Raw genomic sequence first — 25,578 nt, 5'->3', positions numbered from 1 at the left:
ATGAAAGCAATGAAAGAAACGAAATAAAACGGGAGAAAATATTTTTTTCTTTTTTAGTTTAGTATCTTTGCGCTGTCAACTGTATTAATAACAGAGGTATTATATTTTTTTATAGTAAAAGGATGATTGAACATGGATGAATCTATCTTGGTGAACTACTTGCGGGGAGGAAGCAATGACGAAGAATGTCGGCAGGTAGAATTGTGGTGTGAAGAAGCACCGGAAAACCGACAAATACTAGAGCAACTTTATTATACCCTTTTTGTAGGCGACCGTATGGCAGTGATGGATGCTGTAGACACAGAAGCTTCATTGACGAAGTTTAAGTCGCTCGTACGTGAAAAGGAGAAAAAAGCCAAGCGAAGAAGTATATCGGTTCGATGGGGACATTATGCGTCCGCGGCAGCCGCTTTTCTGGCAGGTCTTGTTTTCGCAGGTGGAATTGCGTGGGGATTGCTTTCCAATAAACTTTCTGATTATACAGTGATGACTACCGGCGGACAGAGAGCGCAAACAGTACTTCCGGACGGTAGTAAGGTTTGGCTGAATGCATCTACGAAGCTTATTTACCGTAATTCTTTCTGGAGTACGGATCGTCAGATTGATTTGTCGGGTGAAGCTTATTTTGAGGTGGCTCGTGATAAGCATGCTCCTTTCATTGTTAATACTAAGCATATTAAGACCTGTGTGTTGGGTACAAAGTTTAATGTACGGGCACGTGAAGAAGAGGATAGGGTAGTGACTACTTTGTTGCAAGGTTCTGTAAGAATGGAATCTCCGCGAACCGTAAATAATGGATACTTGCTGAAGCCGGGACAAACGTTGAACATTAATACAACAACTTATCAGGCTGAATTGATAGAATATGCCGAGCCGACTGAAGTTCTGCTCTGGATTAACGGAAAGCTGAAATTCAAGCAGCATTCATTGCTGGAGATTACAAATATCATGGAGAAACTGTATGATTTGAAGTTTGTGTATGATGACGAGAGTTTGAAGGTTGAACGTTTTACCGGCGAATTTTCTACAGATAATCTTCCAGACGAGATATTGAATGTGTTGATGCATACAAATCACTTCAGTTATAAGAAGGAAGGGCGGATTATTCGATTGTCTAAAAAATAAAGAGATATAGAGAGAATGTTTAAAAAAGGTATGTCGCTGAATGGCATACCTTTTTTATTTGAACTTATCGGAGATCCTTTAACAGCAACTCTTTTCTTAGGTTTTATTCCAACCCTATTTCATCTACGAATATAAATGCGGGTCTTCCTTTTCCCCAGTGCCATGTCGGTATGTCATATTCCGGTCGGGCTGTTATTTTCACATAATGTGCCTGCACTGTATCAAAAGATAGTTCATGGGTATAAATACCATTTCTATCTTCCTTACTGGCAACAGGGTAAACTTCAGATTTTATTTCTTTGTATCCTTTCCCATCGTTTGATATGGCTACGGAAAGTTCGCGCAAATCGAGAATTTCTTCTCCTATTTCGGCATAAGTGCGTACCCATGCTTTGCTTATCGGAGTCTCCTGCTGTAAATCAATTACTGCTTCAAGGTCATTCTGATAGAATGCAATCCATCGTCCGGTACGATAATTTCTGCTGCCTGCCAACCCGTCAATTAGTGTGTTTTTTCCTTCGAATTTATACTTTTCATTGATGGGCTGTAGCATCGTTACTGGCTTCATAGTAGCTTTATTGAATTTAACTTCCTCTTTCAACACTGTACTTGTACCGTTTGGACGGATGGTGATTGCTTTCAATGTGCAGCTTTGATTAATTCTCAACGTATCTGTATATACGTTGGAACCGGCAGTAGGCTCATTGCCATCGAGGGTATAATAAATCGGAGCATTATCAATAGTAGATAGGACCACATTCAGTATATTGGCTTTTGTGTCAGGAATGTATTGGGATTTTACTTGAAAAATATGTTTGGCATAATTATAGTAGTTCAGATCATAGATGGTAATCAGTCCGGGCAATCGTTTCAGGAAATCTGCATAGTCTTTCTTCTCCGGCATAGTCCATTGTACTTCTGATAATGCAGCCATACGGGGTAATTCCATATATTCTACTTGGCTGTAAGTAGGAATATATTCCGTCCATAAATTGGCTTGTACTCCTACGATGTATTTTGCTTCTTCGGAAGTGAGTGTCTGAGGTACCGGTTCGTAGCTATATACTTTTTCCAAAGGTACATATCCGCCAATGGCAGGTGGTTCATTGTCTGTATCCATGGTCTGATAGTAGTCGAAGTACAGGAATAAACTGGGAGTCATGATCGCGTCGTGTTTGTGTTTTACAGCTTCAATTCCTCCTTCTATACCTCTCCATGACATGACAGTGGCATTAGGTGCCAATCCTCCCTCCAGTATCTCTTCCCAGCCGATGATCCGACGTCCTTTACCGTTAAGGAACTGCTCCGCATAATTGATGATGTAACTCTGTAGTTTCTGTTCGGCTGTATGATTTTTATCGGCTTTCAATCTTAGTTCTTTGATACGTGCCTGACATTTTGGACACTTTTCCCAGCGTATCTTCGGGCATTCATCTCCGCCAACGTGAATATATTCGGAAGGGAAGATATCTACCATTTCACTTAAAACGTCTTCTATAAATAGCAGAGTCTTGTCATTTCCCGCACATAACACGTCCTCCGATACTCCCCACATTTTCCATACTTCATAAGGACCGCCTGTACAACCCAATTCGGGATAAGCAGCAAGTGCGGCTTGCATGTGTCCCGGAAGATCTATTTCCGGTATTACCGTGATATGGCGTTCTTGGGCATATCTTACAATATCTTTGGCTTCGTCTTGTGTGTAAAATCCACTATAGGGAACGTCGTCGTATTCTCCGGAATTGTGCCCGATGACTGTTGCTGAACGTTTGGAACCTATAGTCGTGAGTTCCGGACGTTTTTTTATTTCGATTCTCCATCCCTGATCATCTGTCAGATGCCAGTGCAGACGATTGATATTATGTAAGGCCATCATATCAATGAAACGTTTAATGGAGTCGATAGGGAAGAAGTGGCGTGAAACGTCTAAATGTACTCCGCGATAGGAGAAACGTGGATAGTCGTTAATTTCGACACCAGGAAGGCTTATATCTCCTTTGTTTGTTGCCGGAAGTGACTTTCGTAATGTCTGTATACCATAAAAAGTACCAGCTTCTGAGGCTCCCCTAATAATTATATTATCCGGAGTTACTTTCAACTGGTATGCTTCAGCATTGTCTGTATTCAGTCCCGTTGTTAATGTAATAACGTTCGATGTAATCTGTTCATCGATAACTTTCAGCTTTTTGCCGGACATCTGACGAATGTATGTCGCCAGTAGGTTGGCATTTTGCTGCATTTCATCGTTGCCTTTCGGATAAACAATAGAAGTCCGGTCGTTCAGTACAAAATTACCAGTACTGATTTTGATTTCCTGGGGCAGAGGAATGATTTCATAATTTGCCTGTTGGATGACTTCTGAAGAACAGGAAAATAACCCACCGCATAAAAGAATAGCTCCTAATAGATGATGTTTTCTCATTTTATCTAATTTATGTTTGTCAAAGGTTGATTTTAGCTCTATATAAAACAAGAGCAAACTTATACATTTTCCTTGTAAGTTTGCTCTTGTCTGTTTTTTAATTGATGGAAAACTTATTCCACATGTTTATTCCCATGCATAGATATAGAATTTTGTGATATCTACACGGCTGGGAACAGTAACCATCTGATATTTCAGGTAACGTGTCTTAATCCGTTCATCAAAAGTAATGGTTTGGTTTCTTCCTTTCGTGTCCCATTGTCCGATAGACGTCCACTTGTCTCCATTTTCAGAGGAGAATATTTCCACTTTTGAAGGAGCATATCCGGCTCCCCAATGGGTAGTTTGAATACCTGTGACTGTTTTTACTTCTTTAAAGTCAACTGTCAGCCAAAAAGGTACTCCATTCGTGGCAACGTCATTGCTTCCTGTTCCTGCAACGGAGTTTGATTCTGCATTTTCTACTCCTTCTATAAAGGTGAATATCCAGTCTTTGGCATTGGTCAGCAATACACTTTCTTTTTTCTTTTCTGCAGTTTTAGAGATTTTCAGGATGATTTCCTGATAATATGCTGCATTTGCGACTTCCGACGATGTAGACTCAATATCTGTGATCTTGATTTTCAACGTATAGTCAAGGGCTTCTTTGGTGCTTTCCAGATACTTCCAGTCTGTAATACTTAAGGTAATCGGCTCTGAGGCTGTAGAACCACCTTTTATCACTAGATTTTTATCACTCAGATTGATCTTGTCTGCATCAATTCCATCACAAGTAACACTGTAGCGCACATTTATATCCTGAGCAATGGCTTTTTGTGTTGTAGCCATAAACTGAAACTCAACACTGCCTTCAATACCTTCTTCTTCAACATGTTTCAGTGTGAATGAAGGAGTCGGCTGCAAATAATCTGCCGGTAATAAAGAAACGTAACTCATATCCCATTCATTAACCGAATCATCATCACTGCAAGATGAGAAGAAGGGAATCATTGCACTCATGAGCGCAATGATTATAGATTGAAATACTTTATTCATAGTAATTATATTAATTTTATTTCCATGGAGTAGCTTCATCCGTAGACAGAATCTTATCTATCCACACTGGAGTGACTGTTGTGGTAATAGTATGTCCTTTGCCGGTAGCATCTTCAAATACATTACCTTTACCTTCATTGAATCTCCAATAAGCTTCTAATCCCGGAGATTTCGGGCTTGTGATAGTCATGTTATTCTGAATCTGAATTTCCGACCGGCATACGGACCAAATACGAGCTTCGCTCACCAATATCTTACATCCGCTCCACCAGCTACCGCCACTAAACCAACTCATACTACCAAATATACAAGGTCCGCCGGCAACGTCTTTTGAGCCTCCGTCTTTACCGTTAATGTAGATACGATATTTGGAACCATTGTATGTCACAGCAAGGTGTTGCCACTTATTAGGTTCGAAAGAGTAGGTCGGATTCAGATAGGTTTCGTGAGTCTGAATCTGAACCAATGAGTGAGCCTTGTGGTCATTATTATCGCTTTGCGGGTCTTCGAAACGTAATAACAAGCTCTTACCGTCGCTACCGGATGTGCTGAATACTGCACGGTTACGATTGGCGGTATTGCTGACCTGGAAACGTACTTCGACAGTAAATTCATTGTAAGTTTCGGGAGCTTCTGAGAATTTCTTGGCTACGAGTTCTGTGCTTCCGACAAACTGTGGAGCAGAGAATTCCATTATGCTATTGGCCAGAATCACCAGACTGCCGGTAACGGGCATTACGTCAATGCTGCCCTGTTTAGCTACCAAACGCACAGGTAAAGCATATGATTCGCCGGATGCGTTCATCTCTTCAGAGAATGCTTTAATGTGTATGGAAATGGGATCTGCGTTATAGGCACCTGCCTTTATCGTTATATTGTCCGGAAGGGTGTAATGAGTTTCCGGCAATGCGATATAGTTGGTACCATTAGCTTTGTTGTATGCGTCAAGAGCCGCCTGATCTATTGTCAGGCTGTAGCTGTTATCTTTTTGTTGTGTATTGCTGATATGAGCATTCAGAGTCACATTAGTTTCACCGCTGCCCATGACAGTCACTTTAGTGCTTGATGCAGTTAAAGCTTCTTCGAAAAAGACATGTGTATCCAATGTGCTATAATTCGCATCATCACAGCCAATCCATGTACCGCCTGCAATAAGCGATATCAGCAAGAAGTTTCTTATGTTCTTAATCTGTTTCATAGTGAATTAATATTTAATTAACGGTTTGGTAGAAGGATTCATAATTTGAATAGCTTTGCGTAGATTCTTGTATTCCGGGTTTGTCGGATACTCCGCTTCCATATGATAGCTTCCTACTCCGCCTTTACGGAAACCGTTTTTCGGTTGCCAGCGTGCCATTCCTTCCAAGGATTTCATGCTGTTACCATAACGGTCGATATAAGGATATCCACCATCCATTGCAGCATCTACGGCTTCAAAGTTTTCGGTCATGATGGTCATTTTTGTGATTTGTTCTTCGGACATTACACTGCCGTAGGTCTGAACAAGTCCCGGACCTGCCACACCGCCATCAATCAGTCGTTTGTCCAGGTTGTTGTCATTACCGGGTTTATAGGCCTGAATGATAAAGTAATCAAAGTAAGGACCTACATCGGGTCTGTTCTTTATACTTTGTGGTTCGCCGTCGATGATCAATAACTTGCCGGTTCCGGATTTAGGACCGAAGTATTTGCCAAGTTCGTCTACAAATATGAACATTCTGTCATCATCGTCTACAATGTTACCCGAATTACCATAATTGGGTTCGTAGTCAATGTCAAAACCGTCATATCCATATTTATTGATTGTATCAGCAATTGCACTCGCATATTTGCGGATGGATGCTTCAACTGCCTCTTTATTGGACTCATCGGAAGGCCACCCCCAGAAGTCATTTACAGCCTCCTGTTGACTGGCAAATCCCATTGATTCCCAATTGTCATATATATGTTGCGGAGTGATCTGTGTACCTACGGAAGTGATAATAAAGCACATAGTGAAACGAGTTCCTTTTACCTGCTGGCAGAATTGAAGGTCTTTCTTTTGTGCTTCTGTGATATTCGACCAGTTTCCCCAAATAGATACAACGTCTACGCTATCAGGTATTCCCGCCATGCTATTAACCAATGAAGCACCTTCGCCTGTCCAGTTGCCGAACCATCCGAAAGCTTTTGGATGATCAGACTTTTTATATGCACGCAAGGCTGCATAATATTCTTCAGAGGGACCTTCGAAGTAATCTTTCGCTTCTGATTCTGTCCAGTCATTACAACTCACCCATATCGGGGTGCTCAATGCTAACAATAAAAAATATAGTAAATAATTCTTTTTCATATTAACTTTAGTTAGGAGGTTATATTAATTTGTTTTTCCCCATGACAAATCTGTGGCTTCATTGTCCGGACCACCATTTCTCAGATACGAGACACCTTGCTGGTAGTTATTATGATTGTTCTGTACTTCCGTATAAGGGAATCTCAGGCGACGCATACCTCGTTTGCTATCTACTCCGGATGGAGACAGATTATCGATGCAAGGATAGAGCTCTGGATAACCGGTGCGGCGGTATTCAGCCCATGCTTCTAGTCCCAATGGATAGTTGGCTATCCATTTCTGAGTAATGATACGTTGAAGATTTTCTTCTTCATTGTCATTCCAGGCAACAGCAACTGTGTTGGAGATGGTGTATGCATGACCTCTGGGATCATTATTATGTGATACAACCGGTTTTTCCGTATTGGTCAGATAGTTGTCAGGCATCGTTGTTCCGTATTGTTCCATGGAGAGTTTGATTCCTTCTTCATAGTACTCTTTAGCTGATTTGCTGCCTACAGACCAGTTCTTTAATTTGCCTTCTGCACGAAGGAATGCAGTTTCGGCAGCGCAGAATACCAGTAGCTTGGAAGTACCTGCAATAGCCGGTATAGAATAACCTGCAACGTCACTTTTGGCAAAACCATCTTCTCCGGAACGCATACCCACATATTCCTGAGTATGACCAGTGAAAGTTGAATGATTAAAATACTTAGACATACGTGGATCGTTGTAGCCATTCATGTAATCAACGATATTAGCGTTAACACGCAAATCACCCCAACTTACAGCAGCCAATTGGTATGGGTTTGTCTGTGAGCCGCAATCCATCATAGCATTGTCATTATTCGCTTCAATCAACCCGGCTTCATGAGCTACAGCAGCTTCTGCGTTCTCTTTTGCCATCTCCGGATATGCTGTGCTAATGCGGATAGCAACTCTTAGTCGCATAGAATTTGCTAATCTTGCCCAATTGGCATAATTGCCGCTGAATACGGGGTCGTTGCTGGCGAGAGGGGCATTACCATTAGTGTCTTTATAATAGTTGTAGAGTACGTTTGCAGCACTTGCAAAGTCTTCCATTATATTCTTGTAGACTTGTTCTTCTGTGTCATAAGCTACATAGAAGTTACCTTTTTTCACTTGGCTGTAAGGCATCGGACCGTAACAATCGGCAACACGCAACATAGTTATGGCCCGTATCATACGTGCAAAAGCATAATAATGACCGCTTTCATTGGTTGCTTCCTGTATCTGAAAGAAATTACCGTATATTTTCTCGAAATTGGTATTCCAGGGACCTGCATTCCAGGCATCGCTTTGATTGAATGTGCCGAAATTAGTACCACTCCATACATTCGCACATGTCAGATAGCCTCCTAGTTGACCTACCATCTGATCCATCATCTGTGAGTCATTCTGCTGAATGTTTACAATCGTTTCAATCATTGACTTCATCAAAGTAGAAGGATCAGCTTCATGAATCTGGAATTGATTGGTGTTGTATTCTTCAAAATTACCAGTACAACTCCCGGCAACTAATGCCAAAGCAGTACCGACTGTTATATTTCTTAGATATTTCTTCATAATAATTTTCTCATTAATTTAGAATTGTACTTTCACATTAAATCCTATATTGCGCATGCTCGGTTGCATAAAGTAATCCACATTCATATAGTAATTACTTGACGTAGAAGCTGACAACTCTGGGTCAAACGGTGCTTTACAATAGATCATCCACAGGTTACGTCCCACAAGACCGAAAGTCACGTTGGCGACATTGTTCAGCCATTTCTTGGGAAGTGTATAACTAAGGCTAAGTTCCTGGAGGCGGACATTGGTAGCACTGTATAAATAATATCTTCCATAACCACCTTCACCGGTACCGATAGTCTGAAAGTATTTCTGTGTATCGACTTTTCCGTTATTCATTGGTACACCTTTATTGTCACGCGCATTGGCTGTAATACTTGATACACCATAGTAGTCAAGAACACCTTGTGTGGCTGAATATGCCAACCCACCTACACGTGCGGAAAGAACGACTCCCAGATTGATACCTTTATATGTGAAATTGTTTGTCCATCCTAAATTATAGTTGGCATTCAAGTTTCCGACTTTGGTAGGAGTCTCTGCTGTATGCATGCTAAGTCCTCCGGTTTGAGAATCTACTTTTATGTTTCCGTTATTATCTTTGGTCAATTCATTGTATACATAGATATCAGTCATTGTACCTCCTTCTGTTAAGATCACCCGGGGAGCCACATTCTCTTTACCGAGCCATCCTACAGGCATGTTCGGCATGTCAATCAGTTCGCCTGTTACGGGATTGGTGCTACCACCTGCCAGACGTTTCACTTTATTACGGTTTAGGGTGAATGTAGCATTTGAGGCCCATCTGAATCCTCCCCATTCGTCAGTAAAGCCAAGTGCCAGCTCAATTCCCTGATTTTGTACGTTACCAGTTTGTACAATAGCCTTATTATATCCGGAGGAAGAAGGAATATCTACTTTAAATGTTTGGTTCAAAGTATTGGAACGATAATAGGTTGCGTCCAGATTAAAGCGATTTTCCCAAAATTTTAAATTCAAACCGATTTCCCATGATTTGGTCTTTTCTGGTTTCAGATTATTCATTGGATAAACTGTCGGGTTTGCCCAGTTATGAGTCTGGCTGTTGTATTCATATCCCGGGTTAGTCAGGTAACGGTCGAAAGAAGAGGCTACAACAGTGTAAGACCCACGTACTTTTGCATAAGATATGATTTTAGGCAGAGCAAACATTTCTGTCAGTACAGCCGATAAGCCGACAGATGGGTAGAAGTATGAAGACTGATTGGAGAAAGCCAGTTTGGAATCCCAATCATTACGTCCGGTCAACGTGAGGTAAAGTTGACTTCTCCATCCTAATTCGACATTAGCGAATATACTTTGTACTTCGTCATCGTATCCGTCCGGTAGTGGTTTATAGTTTGCAGCGTAATTAATATTATTCAGTGCAAAGAAGTTAGGGATTATTAGGTCACCTGCAAAGCCGATTGTCTGCATGGAAGTGTGATAAAGTGACATACCGATATTGGTATTTAGACGGAAATCTCCGAATGTTTTATCAACAGTAGCCAGTACGTCAGTATATAAAGAACGTTCCTGGCGCATAGCATCTTCAAAGCCACCGTTAACAGAACAGAAAGTAGCAAGCGTTGAAGCATATTTCTCTGTTTTGTTACGATAGTCCGAATTATCCAGATTTACGCGTCCGGTGATATTTAACCAGTCTGTAATTTTCCATTTTAGGGAGGCATTCAACATATAACGCTTTTTGTCAGAGGTACGTCTGATACGGTTTTGAGTCCAGTATGGATTCTGCAATGACAATCCACCGTCGCCATAAGGCCAGTATTGTTTCATGAATCCGTAATTTGTATCGTAACGTTCGTACAGACGAATTTCATCAAAATTATCTCCGCGTGGAAATAGATACAAAGCGGGTAGGGGGTTGTAGTATTGTCCCTGAGATACCATGTTGGTATTATTCTGTATGATGTATTGTGCACCGATATCCAGTGTCAACTTATCATTCAGGAAGTTAGTAGTATTACGTGCGGTAAAGTTATAGCGGTTGTAGCTGTTATTGGGCAAAATACCATCTGAATTTGTCGTAGAAGCTGAGAAGTAAGTCTGATTTTTATCGCTTCCTGTCGATAATGTAATGGAGTTTATGATATTACTACCGGTATTGAAGAAGTCTTTCGGATCATATCTTTTATCTGTCAGATCTCCCCAGCTGAACAAGCCTGAACTTGTTCCGTATCTGTTCTGCATCTCAGGCATAATATATGCCTTGGAGAAGGTCGTACTATTGGAAACAGTAAGTGATATCTTTTCTTTTTTCCCTTTCTTTGTGTTAACCAGGACTACTCCATTGGCTGCGGCAGAGCCATAAAGGGCAGCAGCTGACGGTCCGGTCATCATACTTATACTTTCTATATCGTCCGGGTTTAAGTCTGCTACTGCATCAGAACCACCCATTGATCCGTACTGACCGTCACCACCACTTGAACCAGTGTTAAACATAGGTACACCGTCAATCACATATAAAGCATTGTTATTCTTGGTCAATGACTTCATACCACGCATTACAACACGTGTAGCACCACCGGCACCTGTAGCACCGCTGCTTATCTGCACACCGGCTACTTTACCTGCAAGCGAATTGATAAAGTTGGCATCTTTCACCGCTGTTAAAGTTTCTCCCTTTACTTGCTGTACATTATAACTCAACGTTTTTTGTTCACGCTTGATACCCAACGCAGTAACTACTACTTCGTCCAAGGTTTGCGTGTCTTCACCCATTGTGACTTTTAGGGGTTGGGCGTTGGCAAGCGTGATTGATTGGGAGATATGCGGAGTAGTATGAGAGAAGAACATCTCATACTAAATATAACCATTAATATTTGTATTTGATAATTCATATATTTGTGTAAATATATGAATTGTTGAGTGGATAGTTCTGTCTCTTTATTTATGTTGTTATTATTTACAATGTATAGTAAAAACAAAGGCTGCCTCATTCCAAAGGCAGCCTTTTCTATATGTACAATTTATTGTAGTTTGTTGCTATTCTTGCGGTGGGAATATAAACCCGTTCCCTTTGTTATCATCAAAAGAATAACTTGATGGCTTGGGTAAATTCTTACCATTCTTACTCCAGTCCCAAAGCAGAGTCTCATCCTCTGTAATTTCTCCGGTAGCACTATCCCTCTTCTTCCCATTCAATGGATAATAAAGCAGTAAATTGTCATCGTCAGGATTTACCATCTTCCATATATTCGAAGCTATCTCTTGCGAAGTTCTGGCCGTTTTCCAAAAACGAACCTCACGAATCAGCTCGTTTGAACCACCAATCCAAAAGCCAATCAATCCATAAGGACCTGTTCTGATTTCCCGGTCAGCAACCAGCACTCCGTTCACGTATACATAATTCTTTTGACCATCATATACGAAAGCTAACATATACCAAGTGTCAGGCTGTGCAGAGAATTTGTCAGCGGGAACATCAATCTGAGAGCTTCCCGTCTTAATTTGTAATTGATTAGGGTTAATAGTTACATCACCGAAACGAGTATAAATCTCATCCATAGGACCAGCATTGGCAACCAATTTAGTTCCACAAATAGAACGATTGTTACTTTTGTAACTAGCCCTATTGACCATAACTTCCATTGTCCATTGATCAACTTTGAAATCGTTAGGGAACATTTTATCATCCTCGCTCCCCGAACCACTTCCACTTGTACTTATCCGGAGCGCTTTTGTATTCACTCTTTGCTCAAGTACAAGTAAAGTCTCTTCTTGCCCTCTGATAATATTCACGTCACCTCCTGTAATACGTATAGGCAAAGCATAGTTACCTTCTAGTGAGAATTTTACATTCTTCAAAGAAATAGGAACATCCATCATTGCATAAAGAGGCATAAATGTTATTTTCTGTGAGATCTCATACATCTCTTTAGGAAGTACTATATAGTTAGTTCCATTTTTAGCATTATAAGCATCTAACTGAGCTTGATTACCAGCCTCCAATGTAACTTTTATTTCTTTAGTATCTTGAACAGCTAAAGCTACTTGCAGCCCTTTAATTTCCACATCTTTGCCTTCTTCCACAAAGCTTTGTAATACGCTGTTATTAGCTATATATACTCCTTGCTCACTTTGAAAATCATCCAAAGGATTTTTATATAACTCATTTTGACAACCTGTTAAGAATAACAGAACAGCTAAATAAATATTCTTTTTCATAATAGTCATTCTTTAATATTAATCGAACTTACCAGGATATACCTGATTACCAAAATACAAGGCTTTTCTCAACCATTTGTAAGGAGGGTCATTCGGGTAGTCATACTCCATATGATAAGTACCTATACCACCTATTCTCTTACCACTGGGCAAATCGAGTGTTGCATAGTCAAGAATCTGATTCCCTTCCATACTGTTCAATTCAGGACGCACACTTGTATAATAAGTTATGCCACCAGTTTTCCACCCTTGTTCAAATTCAACGGTAATAATTGTTTTACGCTCCCAGTCGTCCAGATTCGGTTTATTTATTTTATAAATTACAGAACTAGTACTTGATTCCCAGTATGCCTGATAGATGTAATGATCAACCAATTTTGAAGTTTCTGTAGATAAGAGATCCGGCTGACCATCCATAACTAACATTCTTCCAGCAGGACGTAGGCGGGCACTTAAAGTTTCAATGAAAACCTGCATCTTATTATTACCGCTAGGACTGATTGTCTGGTAGTTTGCTAAAGTTCCGGAATGTCCATATCCAGGTTCGTAGTCAATATCAAAACCATCAAGATTGTACTTTTCAATACTATCACAAATAGCATTTGCATATGCTTTTACTCCTTCAATGAAGTTTCCTTGTCCCTTTTCTTCTACCCAATATTGCGTTGCATTCAATCCTTTAGGAGTCAGCTGATCTCCCAAATCTTGAATAATCCAACATAATAATGCCTTTCCTCCTTTCACTTCCTGGAAGAATTTCAAATCTGCTTTCTGTTCATCAGAAAGGTAACCTCTTGTTCCCCAGAGAGATACAAAATCTACACTATCGGGTAACATCTTCAAATAATTTTGAGCGTTGTTTCCTTTTCCAGTCCAGTTACCAAACCAACCAAAGCCTTTCACATGAGGAGTTTTTCTATATTCTCTTATTTGAGCGAAATATTCACGCATGGTCGGTGTAAGATCTTCTTCGGTTTGGGCTTCTATTAGGGGAATCAGACGGTGCATTCCTTCTTGATTCTCAAAAACCTCTCTTTCTTCAGATGTCCAGTCAGAACAGCTTAGTATACTTAAGGCAGATATACCTATACACAAATACTTTAATAATTTCATAATTTTCTTTTCTTAAAAATGAATATCATTATTACTGATTAGGTTGTTTGGGCCTGTTTGAACGTACCCACCATAATTTAGTAGCTCCTATATCTCCACCTCCCAGCAATGTTGGAATTTCAGCCATATTAGGATTGGAATTATAGGCTGTAGGAGCAAATCTAAAGCGTTCAGGAACTCTGCAATCTTCTATTGAGGCGCCAATTCTTCCAGGAGCAGCTTCATCCATAGGTTTCATTAAATATGGGAAACCGGTTCTGCGATATTCGGTCCAGGCTTCCACAGCGTTCGGATATAGTGCCAGATATTTTTGCGTAATAATTTTCTGTAACTGTTCTTCTTGCTTACTCAAATTTCCTGTGTAATCATCCCATTTGGGTGAAGTATTTCCAATGCTTAAATCATGGTTATAAGTGCCATATTTGTAATTACTACCAGTGAGTCCGGTTGGTTTACCTGTTCCTGACAGGTATGTGGCAACTCCACTGACTCCTTGCTCTTGAAATGAAATATTTATTCCTTGTTCATAGAACGTTCTGGGGTCACCACCTATCAAATTGTAGAGAGCAGCTTCTGCTTTCAGAAAATAAGTTTCGGATGCTCTGAACCAATATAAAGGAGAATTGGAGTCTACTTTCGGACGCGATGCAAATTTTGCAGAATATGAGGTTTCCGATTTAGATTTACTATTCGTCGGTGCAACCGGAAAATAACCTGTTTGCGCCCAACTGCCAGATCCATATGTTCCTTCAGTAAAATATGCACTTAACCTAGGGTCTTTATATCCGTCCAAATATCCCCAAATAGTGGCGCCCATTCTTGTTTCGTTATATTCATTGACAGATGCTAACATTGAATTCAGCAATGGCATTTTGTCTGAACTTTTGATCTTTGCTTCACTTGAAATATCTTCGATAACACCGCCATTTTTAGGATCTAATGCTTTCGTAATATATTCTTTAGCCAAAGTCTCATCTATAAAATGTACTCTGACAGCTATTCTCAACATTAATGAGTTAGCCAGTTTTACCCAGTTTTGAACATTGCCATTGTATATCAAATCGTACTGGCCCATCACACTATAAGATATTGTGTTCAGCAATTCTACTGATTTTGACAAATCAGCCAGCATGCTTCTGTAAACAACTTCCTGGCTGTCGAATTTTGGCGCAATACTTCCATCACCTGCTGAGTTATAAGCAATAGGACCAAAAACGTCTGTAGCTCGCAACCATGCTATATTTCTGACAATATTAGCAATCTCCAATATAGCTTGTTCTGATGGGGAATCCGAATCTTTAGCGATTTCATATATTTCATTCCAGGGCAAAAAGATTTGCGAGTAAAAGTTCTGATATGCATAATTCATTCTACTATCTGTAAAATTCCAATTAGCCTCATTATTAAATCCCCAATTATTATTATTGCCAAAATAACCAATATAGTTACCGGAAGATATCAAATCAGTATTTTGTAAATCATTTCCAGGTCCAGTTGTCAAACTAGGTGAACCTATAGGGATCACTCTTTGCTGCATATTCATGAAACGGGCACCATATTTAAGAGGACCTAATTCCCCATCGGAGACACCGTAAGGATTGGTATTGACAGCTTCATAATCACAAGCTGACATAGAACAAAGTGCCAAAAGCAGAATTATATATTTTTTCATATTCAATTCCTTTATTTATTTTAGAATCCAAATTTCAAACTCAATCCATAAGTAGACTGGCTGGGTAACATAAAATAATCGTATCCTTGACCAAAAGTACCAGTGGAAGCTGTTAGTTCAGGATCATAAGGGGCCTTATTGTATATCATCCATAAATTAGTACCGTATACTGACAAGCTCAAATTATTAACAGTTCCTTTAAACCATTTATTGGGGAAAGTATAAGTTAGTCTGGCTTCCTGCAATCTCACATTAGTTGCTGAGTATGTATAGTAGGCATCCAAATTAGAAACTGCATCATAATAAGTTTTTGGATCAACTTTGAAATATCCTAATGATACACCACCTGCATCACGTGCATCTGCTGATGCTTCAGATACTCCATATCTGTCTAACATAGCTTGTGTTTTAGATATTACGATTCCTCCAATACGAGCTGTGAACAACAAGTTAAGATTAAATCCTTTGTAACTAAATCCATGCTGCCATCCCAAATTCCATTTAGGATTCACGCTACCTAGCTTGTAGGGTGTGGTGGTTTCTGTAGTTAATGCTTGACCTGGCTGATAGTCTACATAATTATCACCATCTCTTTTTAGCCATTCATTTGCATATACAGTACCAATTTCTCCTCCTTCTCTCAAACGGAAACGCCCAACCTGAATATCCGTTAAATCTATCAAGGTATTTGTTACCGGATTCAAGACATCGCGTGCCAATTGGATAATTTTATTTTTATTTGTCGTTGCAGTGAACGTTGTACTATAATTAAAATTACCAAATTTCTTGTCAAATCCTAAACTTAATTCAAGTCCTCTATTCTGGACATTACCAGCTTGTACAAACATATATTCAAAATTACTACCCAATGTAGCTTTCAGTAACTGATTATATGTATTTGAATGATAATACGTAACTCCGAAAGTTATTGTATTATTAAACCATTTGGAATCAAGACCTACTTCATAAGAACGAGTTCTTTCAGCTTTCAGATTGGAAATCGGATAATATTTAAAAGGTTTAAAGGTTCCTCCTTCAAGTTCGTGAGTGAGTGTTCCGGGAGTTAATCCTGTATAAGGGATCGGCGAACCTACCTCTGTATATGAAGCTCTGACTTTCAGGAAACCTAAAGTTGACTCTAATTTTTCTTTAATATTATTGGGTAACAGTTCAGTAATGATGGCAGACAAACCAACTGAAGGATAGAAAATCCACGGATCATCACTGTTTACCAATTGAGAAGGCTTATCGGCTCTCCCTGTCAAGGTTAGGTATAAGGCCGAATTCCATGATACCTCAGCAGAAGCAAATACAGCAAAATTTCTCCTGCGACTGTCTCCACCGGTTTGACTTGCGGTGCTCTGCGTCGGGTCTATATTGCTATATACAAATTTATTCGGTACTAATAGTAACTGTCCTCCATATCCACGTCCTTTTGTATCATATTCTTCGAAAGAAGTTCCTGCATTGATCGTAGCATGATAGATTTCAGCAAACTGTTTATCGAAGTTTACCATTATATCTGCATATTTCTGTCGAAACGTCTCGTTAGAGTATGTATAGCGTCCGTTTGTACTAGCATATGTGTTTATGGTAGATGCATAACGTTTATCTTCCTTTTCAGTATAGGTATTATCTAAACGTACACGACCTGCCACATTCAAATAGTTGGTAATATCGTACTTTAAAGAGGCATATAGCATATAACGGTCTTTTACTTCCGGACGAATGTTACGATAGGCAATCCAATATGGATTTTGTATATCCATACCAAAATCTCCGGGACTCCATTGCTGTTGAGAATATCCGAGTTCACTATTATAGCGTTCAAAATACTTCTCTTTCTCAAAATCTTCACCGCGCGGATATAAGTATGCGCCAACAATTGGATTAAAATAAGTTCCATAAGAAATCATATTGTTATAATACTCACGTATATAACTTGCAGATGCATCTAATGTCAGCTTATCATTCAAGAATTTAGCAGTATTTCTCAATGTCACATTGTAACGGTGGTACTTGTTATTGGGGACAATACCATCAGAATTTACAGCAGCAATCGAAAAATAAGTCTGATTCTTATCGTTTCCGGTTGAAAGATTAAATGAATTATTAAAGGTTGCCCCTAATTCAAAGAAGTCTTTAGGATCATACGATGATTGATTTTCCAGTTTATCTCCCCACGAATAATAGTTTCCTGATATTCCATATCTATTTTGGAATTTAGGCATTGTGAGCGGTGTCATAAACTCTACTGAAGAAGATACATCTATACGCATTTTTCCAGCTTCGCCTTTCTTCGTATTGATTAAGATTACTCCATTTGCTGCACTTGCTCCATACAATGCTGCAGCAGACGGTCCAGTCAATACTGACACACTTTCAATATCATCCGGATTGAAATTGGCGATACCTTCACCTGAAGTTCTGCCGCTTCCGAATCCTGTTCCGTCGCCAGTTCTGTCAGCTTGATTACCAATTGGTACACCATCAACTACATATAGAACATTGTTATCTCCGCTAATAGATTTGTTACCACGCATTGTAACACGAGTACTACCTCCTACACCGGAAGCACTGCGTTGTATATTCACACCAGCCACTTTTCCGTTTAGACTATTGACGAAGTTAGCATCCTTTACGGAAGTTAAAGCATCATTGTTAACTTTCTGCACATTATAGCTAAGTGCTTTTTCAGAACGTTTGATACCCAAAGCAGTAACAACAACTTCATCCAATTTTTGTGTATCTTCCCCCATTGTTATTTTCAATGGCTGGGCATTGGTCAACGTGATTGATTGGGAGGCATAACCGATATAGGAGATTTCTAATACATCACCTTTGGCTGCTTGTATTTTGAAATTTCCATCCATATCAGTAATTGCACCAGTAGCGGTTCCTTTCACTAGAATACTAACTCCAATCAAAGGTTCACCTTGTGCATCTGTTACTGTTCCTGTTGCAACGATTGGTGTTTTTTTCTGTTGTTCTACTTCTTTCTTAGTAGAAAGTACAATATGTTTATCGACTATTGAATAACTGATATTTGTTCCTTTAAACAACTGACCCATAACATTAGTCAGCGACTCTTTAGAAACTTTAATAGATATGACACGATTAATATCGACGTCATTTGTGTTGTATACTACTGACATTGAAGTTTGTTTCTCTATCTCTTTCAATGCAGTATTTAGAGGTACCTTCGATAGATTAAGGGTAATCATTCGTTCCTGCCCATAAGCTGAGGCAAAACTCGAAAACAATAAAAGGAAAAATAACAAGTATGGAAACTTGTGTTTTATAATTTCTTTCATCTTATTCTTTTTAATTAGAAATAGTTTTTAGGTAGTTAACAAACATGTGCGGATAAAAAATATAACCGCCACTCATACAAAGGATCTATGTATCTCTGTTTCTCATATTTATAAATTTAAAGGTTACACTAAAAATGATTTTTCATAAGCGCTTATTCATCAGTAATACATTTAATACTGCAACCATACTAAACGAAAATAAGATTTTTTTTCGTAAAAAATGGTTAGGCTAAGCATTTTTTTGAAAAATAAGTACATAATCATTTGATAAATAGAGCATTAAGTAATTCTGAAAAACTATTCAATTTATTACATTTGCATGCAATTTGCATATATTCAAATAACAGATAGATATAAAGCATCATTTTATGTTCAAATATTCAAAAGATGGAGTTTCTGTATTGACCATATTAGACATCAGAAGAGCTAAAATTAATGGATTATTTCCAGTTAAAGTTCAGGTAGTATTTCGGAGAAAACAGAAATATTATTCTACGGGGAAAGAATTGTCAAAAGAAGACTGGGATAGATTGTTAAAGGCAAAAAGTCAGTTATTAATGGAGGTAAGAGCTGATATAGAAAGTAGTTTTTCTATTATAAAACAACAAGTCAGCGAACTTATCCAAAAAGGAGAATTTAGTTTTGAAATATTAAGTATTAGACTTGGAAGGCATACGAAAGAAATTAATTTGCGTACAGCTTTCGAATTAAAGATGAAGGAATTAGAGGATAATGAGCAGGCAAGTACATTTTTAAATTATCGAAGTGCCTTGAAGAGTTTAGAAAGTTTTGGTGGTACCAATATTCCATTAGACAGAATAACAGTGGAGTGGCTGAAGCACTGTGAACGTTTTTGGATTTCTAACGGTAAAAGCTATTCAAGCGTGAGTATTTATTTTCGAACCTTAAAGTGCATATTAAACCGTGCTGTACGAGATGGAATATTGAAAGAATCATCATTTCCTTTTGGAAAGAATAAATATGAAATACCAGAAGGACATGGTCGAAAACTAGCTCTCACTCTCCCTGAGATAAAGAGAGTCATGTCTTTCCAAGATTCTACCAATGAATTAGAGGAATTTCGTGATTTATGGTTCTTCTCTTATTTATGTAATGGAATTAATTTTATGGATCTGTTATTTCTCCAGTACTCAAATATTGTAGATGGAGAAATTTGTTTTATACGTTCCAAAACATCCAGGACAACTAAACATAGTAAAGAAATACGTGCTACTATAACTCCTGAGATGTGGGATATCATTCATAAGTGGGGAAACCCCAATGTAAGTCCGCAGACCTACATTTTCAAATATGCCAAAGGGGATGAAGATGCTTTTGAAAAGATCAGATTAGTGCGTCGTATCGTTACTAAATGTAATAGAAAGTTAAAGAAAATAGCCCAAGGTACAGGTATTGCTCAGTTGACCACTTATACAGCAAGACATTCATTTGCGACAGTATTAAAACGTGGTGGAGCCAAAACCTCTTATATTTCCGAAAGTCTTGGTCACTCCAATTTAGCTGTTACTGAGAATTATTTAGCATGTTTTGAAAAGGAAGAGAGGATTAGAAATGCCCGACTACTGACTAATTTCGATCATAAAATGTAAATTTGAATGGTGCATGCAAATTGTATGCACAACGCTACTTTTTGTGTTTATTGCATAGGCATAAAATAAATGAGTATACGATAATATGATGAATTATAGAAAAATCTCATTGTGTCTAATATCATTACAAGATATGATTAGCCATACGGCTAATCATATCTTGTAATGTCGCATTTTATAAACAATAGAAAACATGAAATCAGTAAAATCAGCACATTCTTAAAAAAATGCATATTTAATGTACCTATAATGTAATATATTACATTAAACTATATAAGAATTAGAAATAAAGCTTGTATTCTCAATTTATTTTCAACGGCATGATTTAAATAAACGTTATTAATAATTATATGGTTATTAAATCGTGCAAAACACAGACATTATAATATAAATAACAATATGTAGAATCATATTGTCATTTCAGAATCAGACGAAAAAATAAACCAAATAGAGAAAAAGTTCTTTCAAAGTACTCATATTTATCTTGGTTTTAAAGGAATTGATGTTTCCTTTAAAACCAAAATGCCGTTCCTTTTAAACCAACGACTGGCTCGTTCATATGTTTTAAAGCTCTTTCATGGAATGGAAGATGACATTTTTATGCACTAAGCGATTATTTTATGCAAATACATCGCATAATCTCGCAATAAATTATACATTTTTTTTGCTATTTATTAGATTTCATAGACTTTGACCACTTGGCTATTCTTAAAAATAGAACATAAAGAAATATGAAAAGAGCTATAAATTCATTACTCCCAATCAATCACGCTTGCCAACGCCCAACCCCTAAAGGTTGTGATGGGAGAAGATACTCAGACATTAGAAGAAGTAGTAGTTACTGCGTTGGGTATCAAACGTGAACAAAAAGCGTTGAGTTATAATGTACAGCAAGTAAAGGGAGATGAATTGACTAATATAAAGGATGCTAACTTTATTAATGCTTTATCAGGAAAAGTAGCTGGCGTAACAATAAATGCTTCTTCAGCCGGTGCTGGGGCTGCGGCTCGTGTAGTTATGCGTGGTACAAAGTCTTTGGAGAAAAATGATAATGCACTTTATGTTATTGATGGTATTCCAATGTTTAATGTAAATTCAGGAGATAATGCTGGAGGTACGATGAACAAACAGCCAGGATCTAATAGCGTAGCTGATATTAATCCTGAAGATATTGAGAGCATGACAATTTTAACAGGACCTTCCGCTGCAGCCTTGTATGGTTCGGATGCTTCTAATGGAGTTATTCTTATTACTACTAAAAAAGGTACTGTAGGAAAAGTGCAAATTTCTTATAGTAATAGTACAAGTTTTTCATCTCCGATGATGATGCCGAAGTTTCAGAATATTTATGGTAATCGTGAAGGAGAGTTAGGCAGTTGGGGGAGCTTGATGGATACTCCTAGCAACTTTGATCCATCTGACTTCTTCAATACGGGAATGACGGAGATGAATGGTTTCACGTTGACCACTGGTACTGAACAAAATCAAACTTACGCATCTGTCTCTACTACAAACTCTACAGGTATCTTACCTAATAATGCTTATAACCGCTATAATTTCTCTATTCGTAATACCGCTAAATTCTGTGATAATAAGTTGAGTCTTGATTTGGGAGCTCAATATATTATTCAAAATAATAAGAATATGGTAGGTAGTGGACAATATTTTAATCCCTTGGTATCTCTTTATCTTTTTCCACGAGGTGAAAACTTTCAGGAAGTACAGATGTATGAACGCTATAGTGAGGCTCGAAACCTTATGGTACAATATTGGCCGGAATCTATATTTGGTACTGATTTGGATATGCAAAACCCATATTGGATTATGAATCGAATGCAGAATGAGCTTTCTAAACGTCGTTATATGTTTAATGCTAGTCTGAAATGGGATATAACAGATTGGGTGAATGTAACAGGGCGAGTACGTGTGGATAATTCAGATAGCGATAGTTATGAAAAGTATTATGCTAGTACACGAGGTACTTTTACAGAAAGTAGTTCTAAAGGTTATTATGGACATACTAAACAAAATGATCGGTCTGTTTATGCTGATGTAATGGCTAGCATAAATAAGAATTTCTTTGATGACAAACTTTCATTGAATGCAACTGTTGGTGCTTCTATTAATGATATTCAGGAAGATGCTATGTATCTAAAAGGAGGATTGGAGCAAATTCCTAATTTCTTCCATTATGGCAATATTAATGTCAATACTTCCAAGCGTAATGAATCAAAATGGCATGATCAAGTACAAAGTGTTTTTGCAAGTGCAGAATTAGGATGGAATCATCAATTGTATTTGACTGTCACTGGGCGTAATGACTGGGCATCTCAATTAGCTTTTACCAGCAAAGGTTCCTACTTTTATCCGTCTGTTGGTCTGTCATGGCTTGTTAGTGAATCTGTAAAGCTACCAAAAGCTATTTCTTATTTGAAAGTTCGTGGTTCGTGGGCGGAGGTCGCTTCTTCCCCTAATCGATACCTTACCCAAATGCAATATACTTATAATGAGCAAACAAATACATATGAATATCCTGCAAGTCATTATAATACTAATCTGAAACCAGAAAATACAAAATCATGGGAACTAGGCGTCAATGCTAAATTCCTTGGCAACCGTATTAATTTAGATATGACCTTCTATCGTTCTAATACCTTCAATCAGACATTCTATGTTGATGCATCGGCTTCATCTGGATATAAGAATAATATTGTGCAGACTGGTAATATTCAGAATCAGGGTATTGAGCTGGCTTTAGGATATTCTGATACATTTGATAAAGTGAAGGTATCTACAAATTTCACTTACACTCTTAATCAAAACAAGATCGTTAGTTTAGCGAATGGTGCCATCAATCCGGAAACCGGCGAAGCTATCGAAATGGAGTATTACTCAAAAGGAACATTGGGAACTAGTGGTGGTCCGACTTTAAGACTCTATGAAAACGGATCAATGGGAGATATTTATATCAATCAGCGTTTGCGTCAGTCTCCTAATGGATATATTTGGAAAGACCCCTCTAATGGAAGTTTGGCTATTGAAAATACGGAATACCGCAAGGTTGGCTCTATTCTTCCTAAATATTATTTGGGATGGAATGGTAGTGTTGCTTGGAAGGGATGGAATCTTGGATTTGCATTCACCGGGCGTTTTGGAGGATTAGTTGTATCGGATACACAAGCCATGATTGATAAATATGGTGTATCTGAAAGTTCTGCAGTTGCTCGTCAGGCAGGCGGTGTATGGGTTGGAGACAGTAAAGTGGATGCTGAGGAATATTATAGTAAAGTAACTACCGCTGTTGGTACTTATTATACATATAGTGCAACGAATATTCGCCTTTCTGAACTGAGCTTGAGCTACCAACTTCCTAAAACATGGTTCAAAAATCATGTAAATATGACACTGGGGCTTACAGGAAAGAATTTATGGATGATTTATTGTAAAGCACCTTATGATCCGGAAAGTACATCTTCTGTCACTAGTAATTTCTATCAGGGGGTTGACTATTTTCAACAACCTAGTTTGAGAAGTCTCGGATTTAATGTCAAACTAACATTCTAGTTTAGATTATGAAAAAGAATAAGATAATAAAGAAGTTTGCAAAACTGTCTGTGTGTACTTTGTTAGTAGCACTAGCAACAGGTTGTACCGATAAATTTGAAGAGTACAATACAAATCCTTTTGGACCTAAGCCTGACCAGATGCTGGGTGATAATGCAATCACTGGATCATTGATTAAAAGCATGATTCCTGCATTAGTACAAGGACAACAGAACAATTCACAGATGTTGGATCAGATGATTGGATCTGAATATGGTGGAGAAATTACTTGTATCGCCCAATGGGGTAATGGAGGTAATTATTATACTTACAATCCAAGAGTTGGGTGGTATGGAAATATGTTTGATACTACTATGCCACAGATTTATACCGGATATTTCCAGATACGTGATCTTTCTGATGGCAAAGGATTGGCTTATCAATGGGCACAGATTCTTCGTGTGGCAGCTTCACTTAAAATTAGTGATTGTTATGGACCGATTCCTTATTCTCAAATTACAGGAACTGCTTTTACTGTAGAATATGACAATATGGAGGATCTTTATAAACACATGTTTGATGATTTGGATGAAGCGATTTCTGCTTTTAAAGTAGCTGTGTTAGGTAATGAAGATATGAGTTCTTTATCAGAATACGATCTTGTATTTAATGGAGATTTTAACAAATGGGTGAAATTTGCCAATTCTTTAAAGCTTCGTATGGCAATGCGCATTTCTAGTGTTTCTCCAGCACTTGCCAAGGAGAAAGCAGAAGAAGCTGTTTCTGATGTAATTGGTGTGATGACATCTGCATCAGATGCTGCATATAGTAAATATAATGACGGTATGAATCCATATTATCGTGTTACTTCTTCATGGAATGAAATTCGTATCAGTGCTAATATCACTTCATATTTAAGCGGTTATAATGATCCTCGTTTGGCTAAATATGCATCAGAAGCAGATGCTTCTATCGGTGGAGGACAAATAGGAGTGCGAAATGGTATTTACCAAAGTGCTACAACTCAGGCAAATTATACAAAATTCTCCCGCCTGAATATTGGTATAGATGATGAATTGCTCATTATGTCTGCGTCTGAAGCTTATTTTTTACGTGCAGAAGCTGCATTGATGTATAAATGGAATATGGGAGGAACTCCCAAAGAACTCTATGACGCAGGAGTGACAGTGTCTATGGAAGAACGTAAAGCTACTATTGGCGATTATTTGAAAAGTGAAAAGGTTCCTGCTGCTTACAGTGACCCTTCGGATTCAGGTAAGGATATAGCAGCAGTGTCAACTATAACTCCGAAATATAATGAATCAGCAAGTGTTACAGAGAATTTGGAGCGTATTTTGATTCAGAAGTGGATTGCCAATTTTCCGAATGGTTGGGAAACGTGGGCTGACATTCGTCGTACAGGTTATCCTAAACTATTTCCTATCGTGAATAATCTGAATACAGACGGAGTGACAGTACAACGTGGTATGCGTCGTTTGCCTTTCCCTCAGTCAGAATATAATACGAATAATGCAAATGTGAAAGCAGCTGTATCAATGTTAGGTGGTGCAGATAACTCTGCCACAGATCTTTGGTGGGCTAAGAAAAATTAAATCAGAACGTTAAAATAA

At 38.3% G+C, this 25,578-nt stretch carries 14 protein-coding genes; 4 read left to right on the top strand and 10 right to left on the bottom strand.

Going from position 1 to position 25,578, the window contains the following annotated elements:
* The first annotated feature begins 132 nt into the window (after positions 1 to 132).
* Positions 133 to 1,125 carry a FecR family protein gene (locus BLW31_RS03730; protein WP_010537886.1) on the top strand — a complete coding sequence of 331 codons (993 nt, stop codon included), beginning with the start codon at positions 133 to 135 and terminating at the stop codon, positions 1,123 to 1,125.
* A 103-nt stretch (positions 1,126 to 1,228) separates the two neighbouring features.
* Here the strand turns inward: BLW31_RS03730 and BLW31_RS03725 are convergent, their stop codons facing one another.
* From BLW31_RS03725 to BLW31_RS03680, 10 genes are all read right to left on the bottom strand, one after another.
* Positions 1,229 to 3,550 carry a glycoside hydrolase family 20 protein gene (locus tag BLW31_RS03725; protein ID WP_010537887.1) on the bottom strand — a complete coding sequence of 774 codons (2,322 nt, stop codon included), beginning with the start codon at positions 3,548 to 3,550 and terminating at the stop codon, positions 1,229 to 1,231.
* A gap of 126 nt (positions 3,551 to 3,676) precedes the next feature.
* Entirely contained in the window at positions 3,677 to 4,585 is a 909-nt protein-coding gene (locus BLW31_RS03720; RefSeq protein WP_010537888.1) for a DUF4999 domain-containing protein, read from the bottom strand.
* Between the two features lie 16 nt (positions 4,586 to 4,601).
* Positions 4,602 to 5,783 carry a DUF1735 and LamG domain-containing protein gene (locus BLW31_RS03715; RefSeq protein WP_010537889.1) on the bottom strand — a complete coding sequence of 394 codons (1,182 nt, stop codon included), beginning with the start codon at positions 5,781 to 5,783 and terminating at the stop codon, positions 4,602 to 4,604.
* Positions 5,784 to 5,789: 6 nt separating this feature from the next.
* Entirely contained in the window at positions 5,790 to 6,917 is a 1,128-nt protein-coding gene (locus BLW31_RS03710; protein ID WP_022301083.1) for a glycoside hydrolase family 18, read from the bottom strand.
* A 24-nt stretch (positions 6,918 to 6,941) separates the two neighbouring features.
* Positions 6,942 to 8,483 (bottom strand): SusD/RagB family nutrient-binding outer membrane lipoprotein, encoded by a 1,542-nt coding sequence (locus BLW31_RS03705; protein ID WP_010537891.1) that lies wholly within the window; start codon positions 8,481 to 8,483, stop codon positions 6,942 to 6,944.
* Between the two features lie 18 nt (positions 8,484 to 8,501).
* Positions 8,502 to 11,324 carry a SusC/RagA family TonB-linked outer membrane protein gene (locus BLW31_RS03700; protein WP_074759461.1) on the bottom strand — a complete coding sequence of 941 codons (2,823 nt, stop codon included), beginning with the start codon at positions 11,322 to 11,324 and terminating at the stop codon, positions 8,502 to 8,504.
* A 189-nt stretch (positions 11,325 to 11,513) separates the two neighbouring features.
* Entirely contained in the window at positions 11,514 to 12,695 is a 1,182-nt protein-coding gene (locus BLW31_RS03695; RefSeq protein WP_008765829.1) for a DUF1735 and LamG domain-containing protein, read from the bottom strand.
* Positions 12,696 to 12,713: 18 nt separating this feature from the next.
* Positions 12,714 to 13,808: an endo-beta-N-acetylglucosaminidase gene (locus BLW31_RS03690; RefSeq protein WP_008761680.1), complete on the bottom strand. Its 1,095-nt coding sequence runs from the start codon at positions 13,806 to 13,808 to the stop codon at positions 12,714 to 12,716.
* 31 nt (positions 13,809 to 13,839) lie between these two features.
* Complete coding sequence (locus BLW31_RS03685) at positions 13,840 to 15,480, bottom strand: SusD/RagB family nutrient-binding outer membrane lipoprotein (RefSeq protein WP_010537893.1); 1,641 nt, start codon at positions 15,478 to 15,480, stop codon at positions 13,840 to 13,842.
* Positions 15,481 to 15,500: 20 nt separating this feature from the next.
* Entirely contained in the window at positions 15,501 to 18,794 is a 3,294-nt protein-coding gene (locus tag BLW31_RS03680) for a TonB-dependent receptor (RefSeq protein ID WP_074759459.1), read from the bottom strand.
* Between the two features lie 368 nt (positions 18,795 to 19,162).
* On the opposite strand from BLW31_RS03680, the gene BLW31_RS03675 reads away from it, so the two are divergent.
* The 3 genes from BLW31_RS03675 to BLW31_RS03665 all read left to right on the top strand — a co-directional run bounded on the left by BLW31_RS03675 (position 19,163) and on the right by BLW31_RS03665 (position 25,560).
* The gene (locus BLW31_RS03675; protein WP_010537895.1) at positions 19,163 to 20,404 is read left to right on the top strand and encodes a site-specific integrase; all 1,242 of its coding nucleotides are present in this window, start codon (positions 19,163 to 19,165) and stop codon (positions 20,402 to 20,404) included.
* A 747-nt stretch (positions 20,405 to 21,151) separates the two neighbouring features.
* Complete coding sequence (locus BLW31_RS03670; protein WP_074759458.1) at positions 21,152 to 23,968, top strand: SusC/RagA family TonB-linked outer membrane protein; 2,817 nt, start codon at positions 21,152 to 21,154, stop codon at positions 23,966 to 23,968.
* Positions 23,969 to 23,976: 8 nt separating this feature from the next.
* Positions 23,977 to 25,560: a SusD/RagB family nutrient-binding outer membrane lipoprotein gene (locus BLW31_RS03665; protein ID WP_010537898.1), complete on the top strand. Its 1,584-nt coding sequence runs from the start codon at positions 23,977 to 23,979 to the stop codon at positions 25,558 to 25,560.
* Positions 25,561 to 25,578 lie beyond the last annotated feature (18 nt).

The organism is Bacteroides faecis MAJ27 (genome assembly GCF_900106755.1).
GTDB classification, from domain to species: domain Bacteria; phylum Bacteroidota; class Bacteroidia; order Bacteroidales; family Bacteroidaceae; genus Bacteroides; species Bacteroides faecis.
The sequence above is the reverse complement of the archived record's forward strand: the minus strand, read 5'-3'. Positions and strand labels throughout refer to the sequence as shown.

Bases quoted from the DNA above. Each gene is read 5' to 3' on its own strand.
- BLW31_RS03725 (WP_010537887.1), bottom strand. From the start codon at position 3,550: ATGAGAAAACATCATCTATTAGGAGCTATTCTTTTATGCGGTGGGTTA.
- BLW31_RS03715 (WP_010537889.1), bottom strand. From the start codon at position 5,783: ATGAAACAGATTAAGAACATAAGAAACTTCTTGCTGATATCGCTTATT.
- BLW31_RS03710 (WP_022301083.1), bottom strand. From the start codon at position 6,917: ATGAAAAAGAATTATTTACTATATTTTTTATTGTTAGCATTGAGCACC.
- BLW31_RS03680 (WP_074759459.1), bottom strand. From the start codon at position 18,794: ATGAAAGAAATTATAAAACACAAGTTTCCATACTTGTTATTTTTCCTT.
- BLW31_RS03730 (WP_010537886.1), top strand. From the start codon at position 133: ATGGATGAATCTATCTTGGTGAACTACTTGCGGGGAGGAAGCAATGAC.
- BLW31_RS03700 (WP_074759461.1), bottom strand. From the start codon at position 11,324: ATGTTCTTCTCTCATACTACTCCGCATATCTCCCAATCAATCACGCTT.
- BLW31_RS03720 (WP_010537888.1), bottom strand. From the start codon at position 4,585: ATGAATAAAGTATTTCAATCTATAATCATTGCGCTCATGAGTGCAATG.
- BLW31_RS03675 (WP_010537895.1), top strand. From the start codon at position 19,163: ATGTTCAAATATTCAAAAGATGGAGTTTCTGTATTGACCATATTAGAC.
- BLW31_RS03690 (WP_008761680.1), bottom strand. From the start codon at position 13,808: ATGAAATTATTAAAGTATTTGTGTATAGGTATATCTGCCTTAAGTATA.
- BLW31_RS03705 (WP_010537891.1), bottom strand. From the start codon at position 8,483: ATGAAGAAATATCTAAGAAATATAACAGTCGGTACTGCTTTGGCATTA.
- BLW31_RS03685 (WP_010537893.1), bottom strand. From the start codon at position 15,480: ATGAAAAAATATATAATTCTGCTTTTGGCACTTTGTTCTATGTCAGCT.
- BLW31_RS03665 (WP_010537898.1), top strand. From the start codon at position 23,977: ATGAAAAAGAATAAGATAATAAAGAAGTTTGCAAAACTGTCTGTGTGT.
- BLW31_RS03695 (WP_008765829.1), bottom strand. From the start codon at position 12,695: ATGAAAAAGAATATTTATTTAGCTGTTCTGTTATTCTTAACAGGTTGT.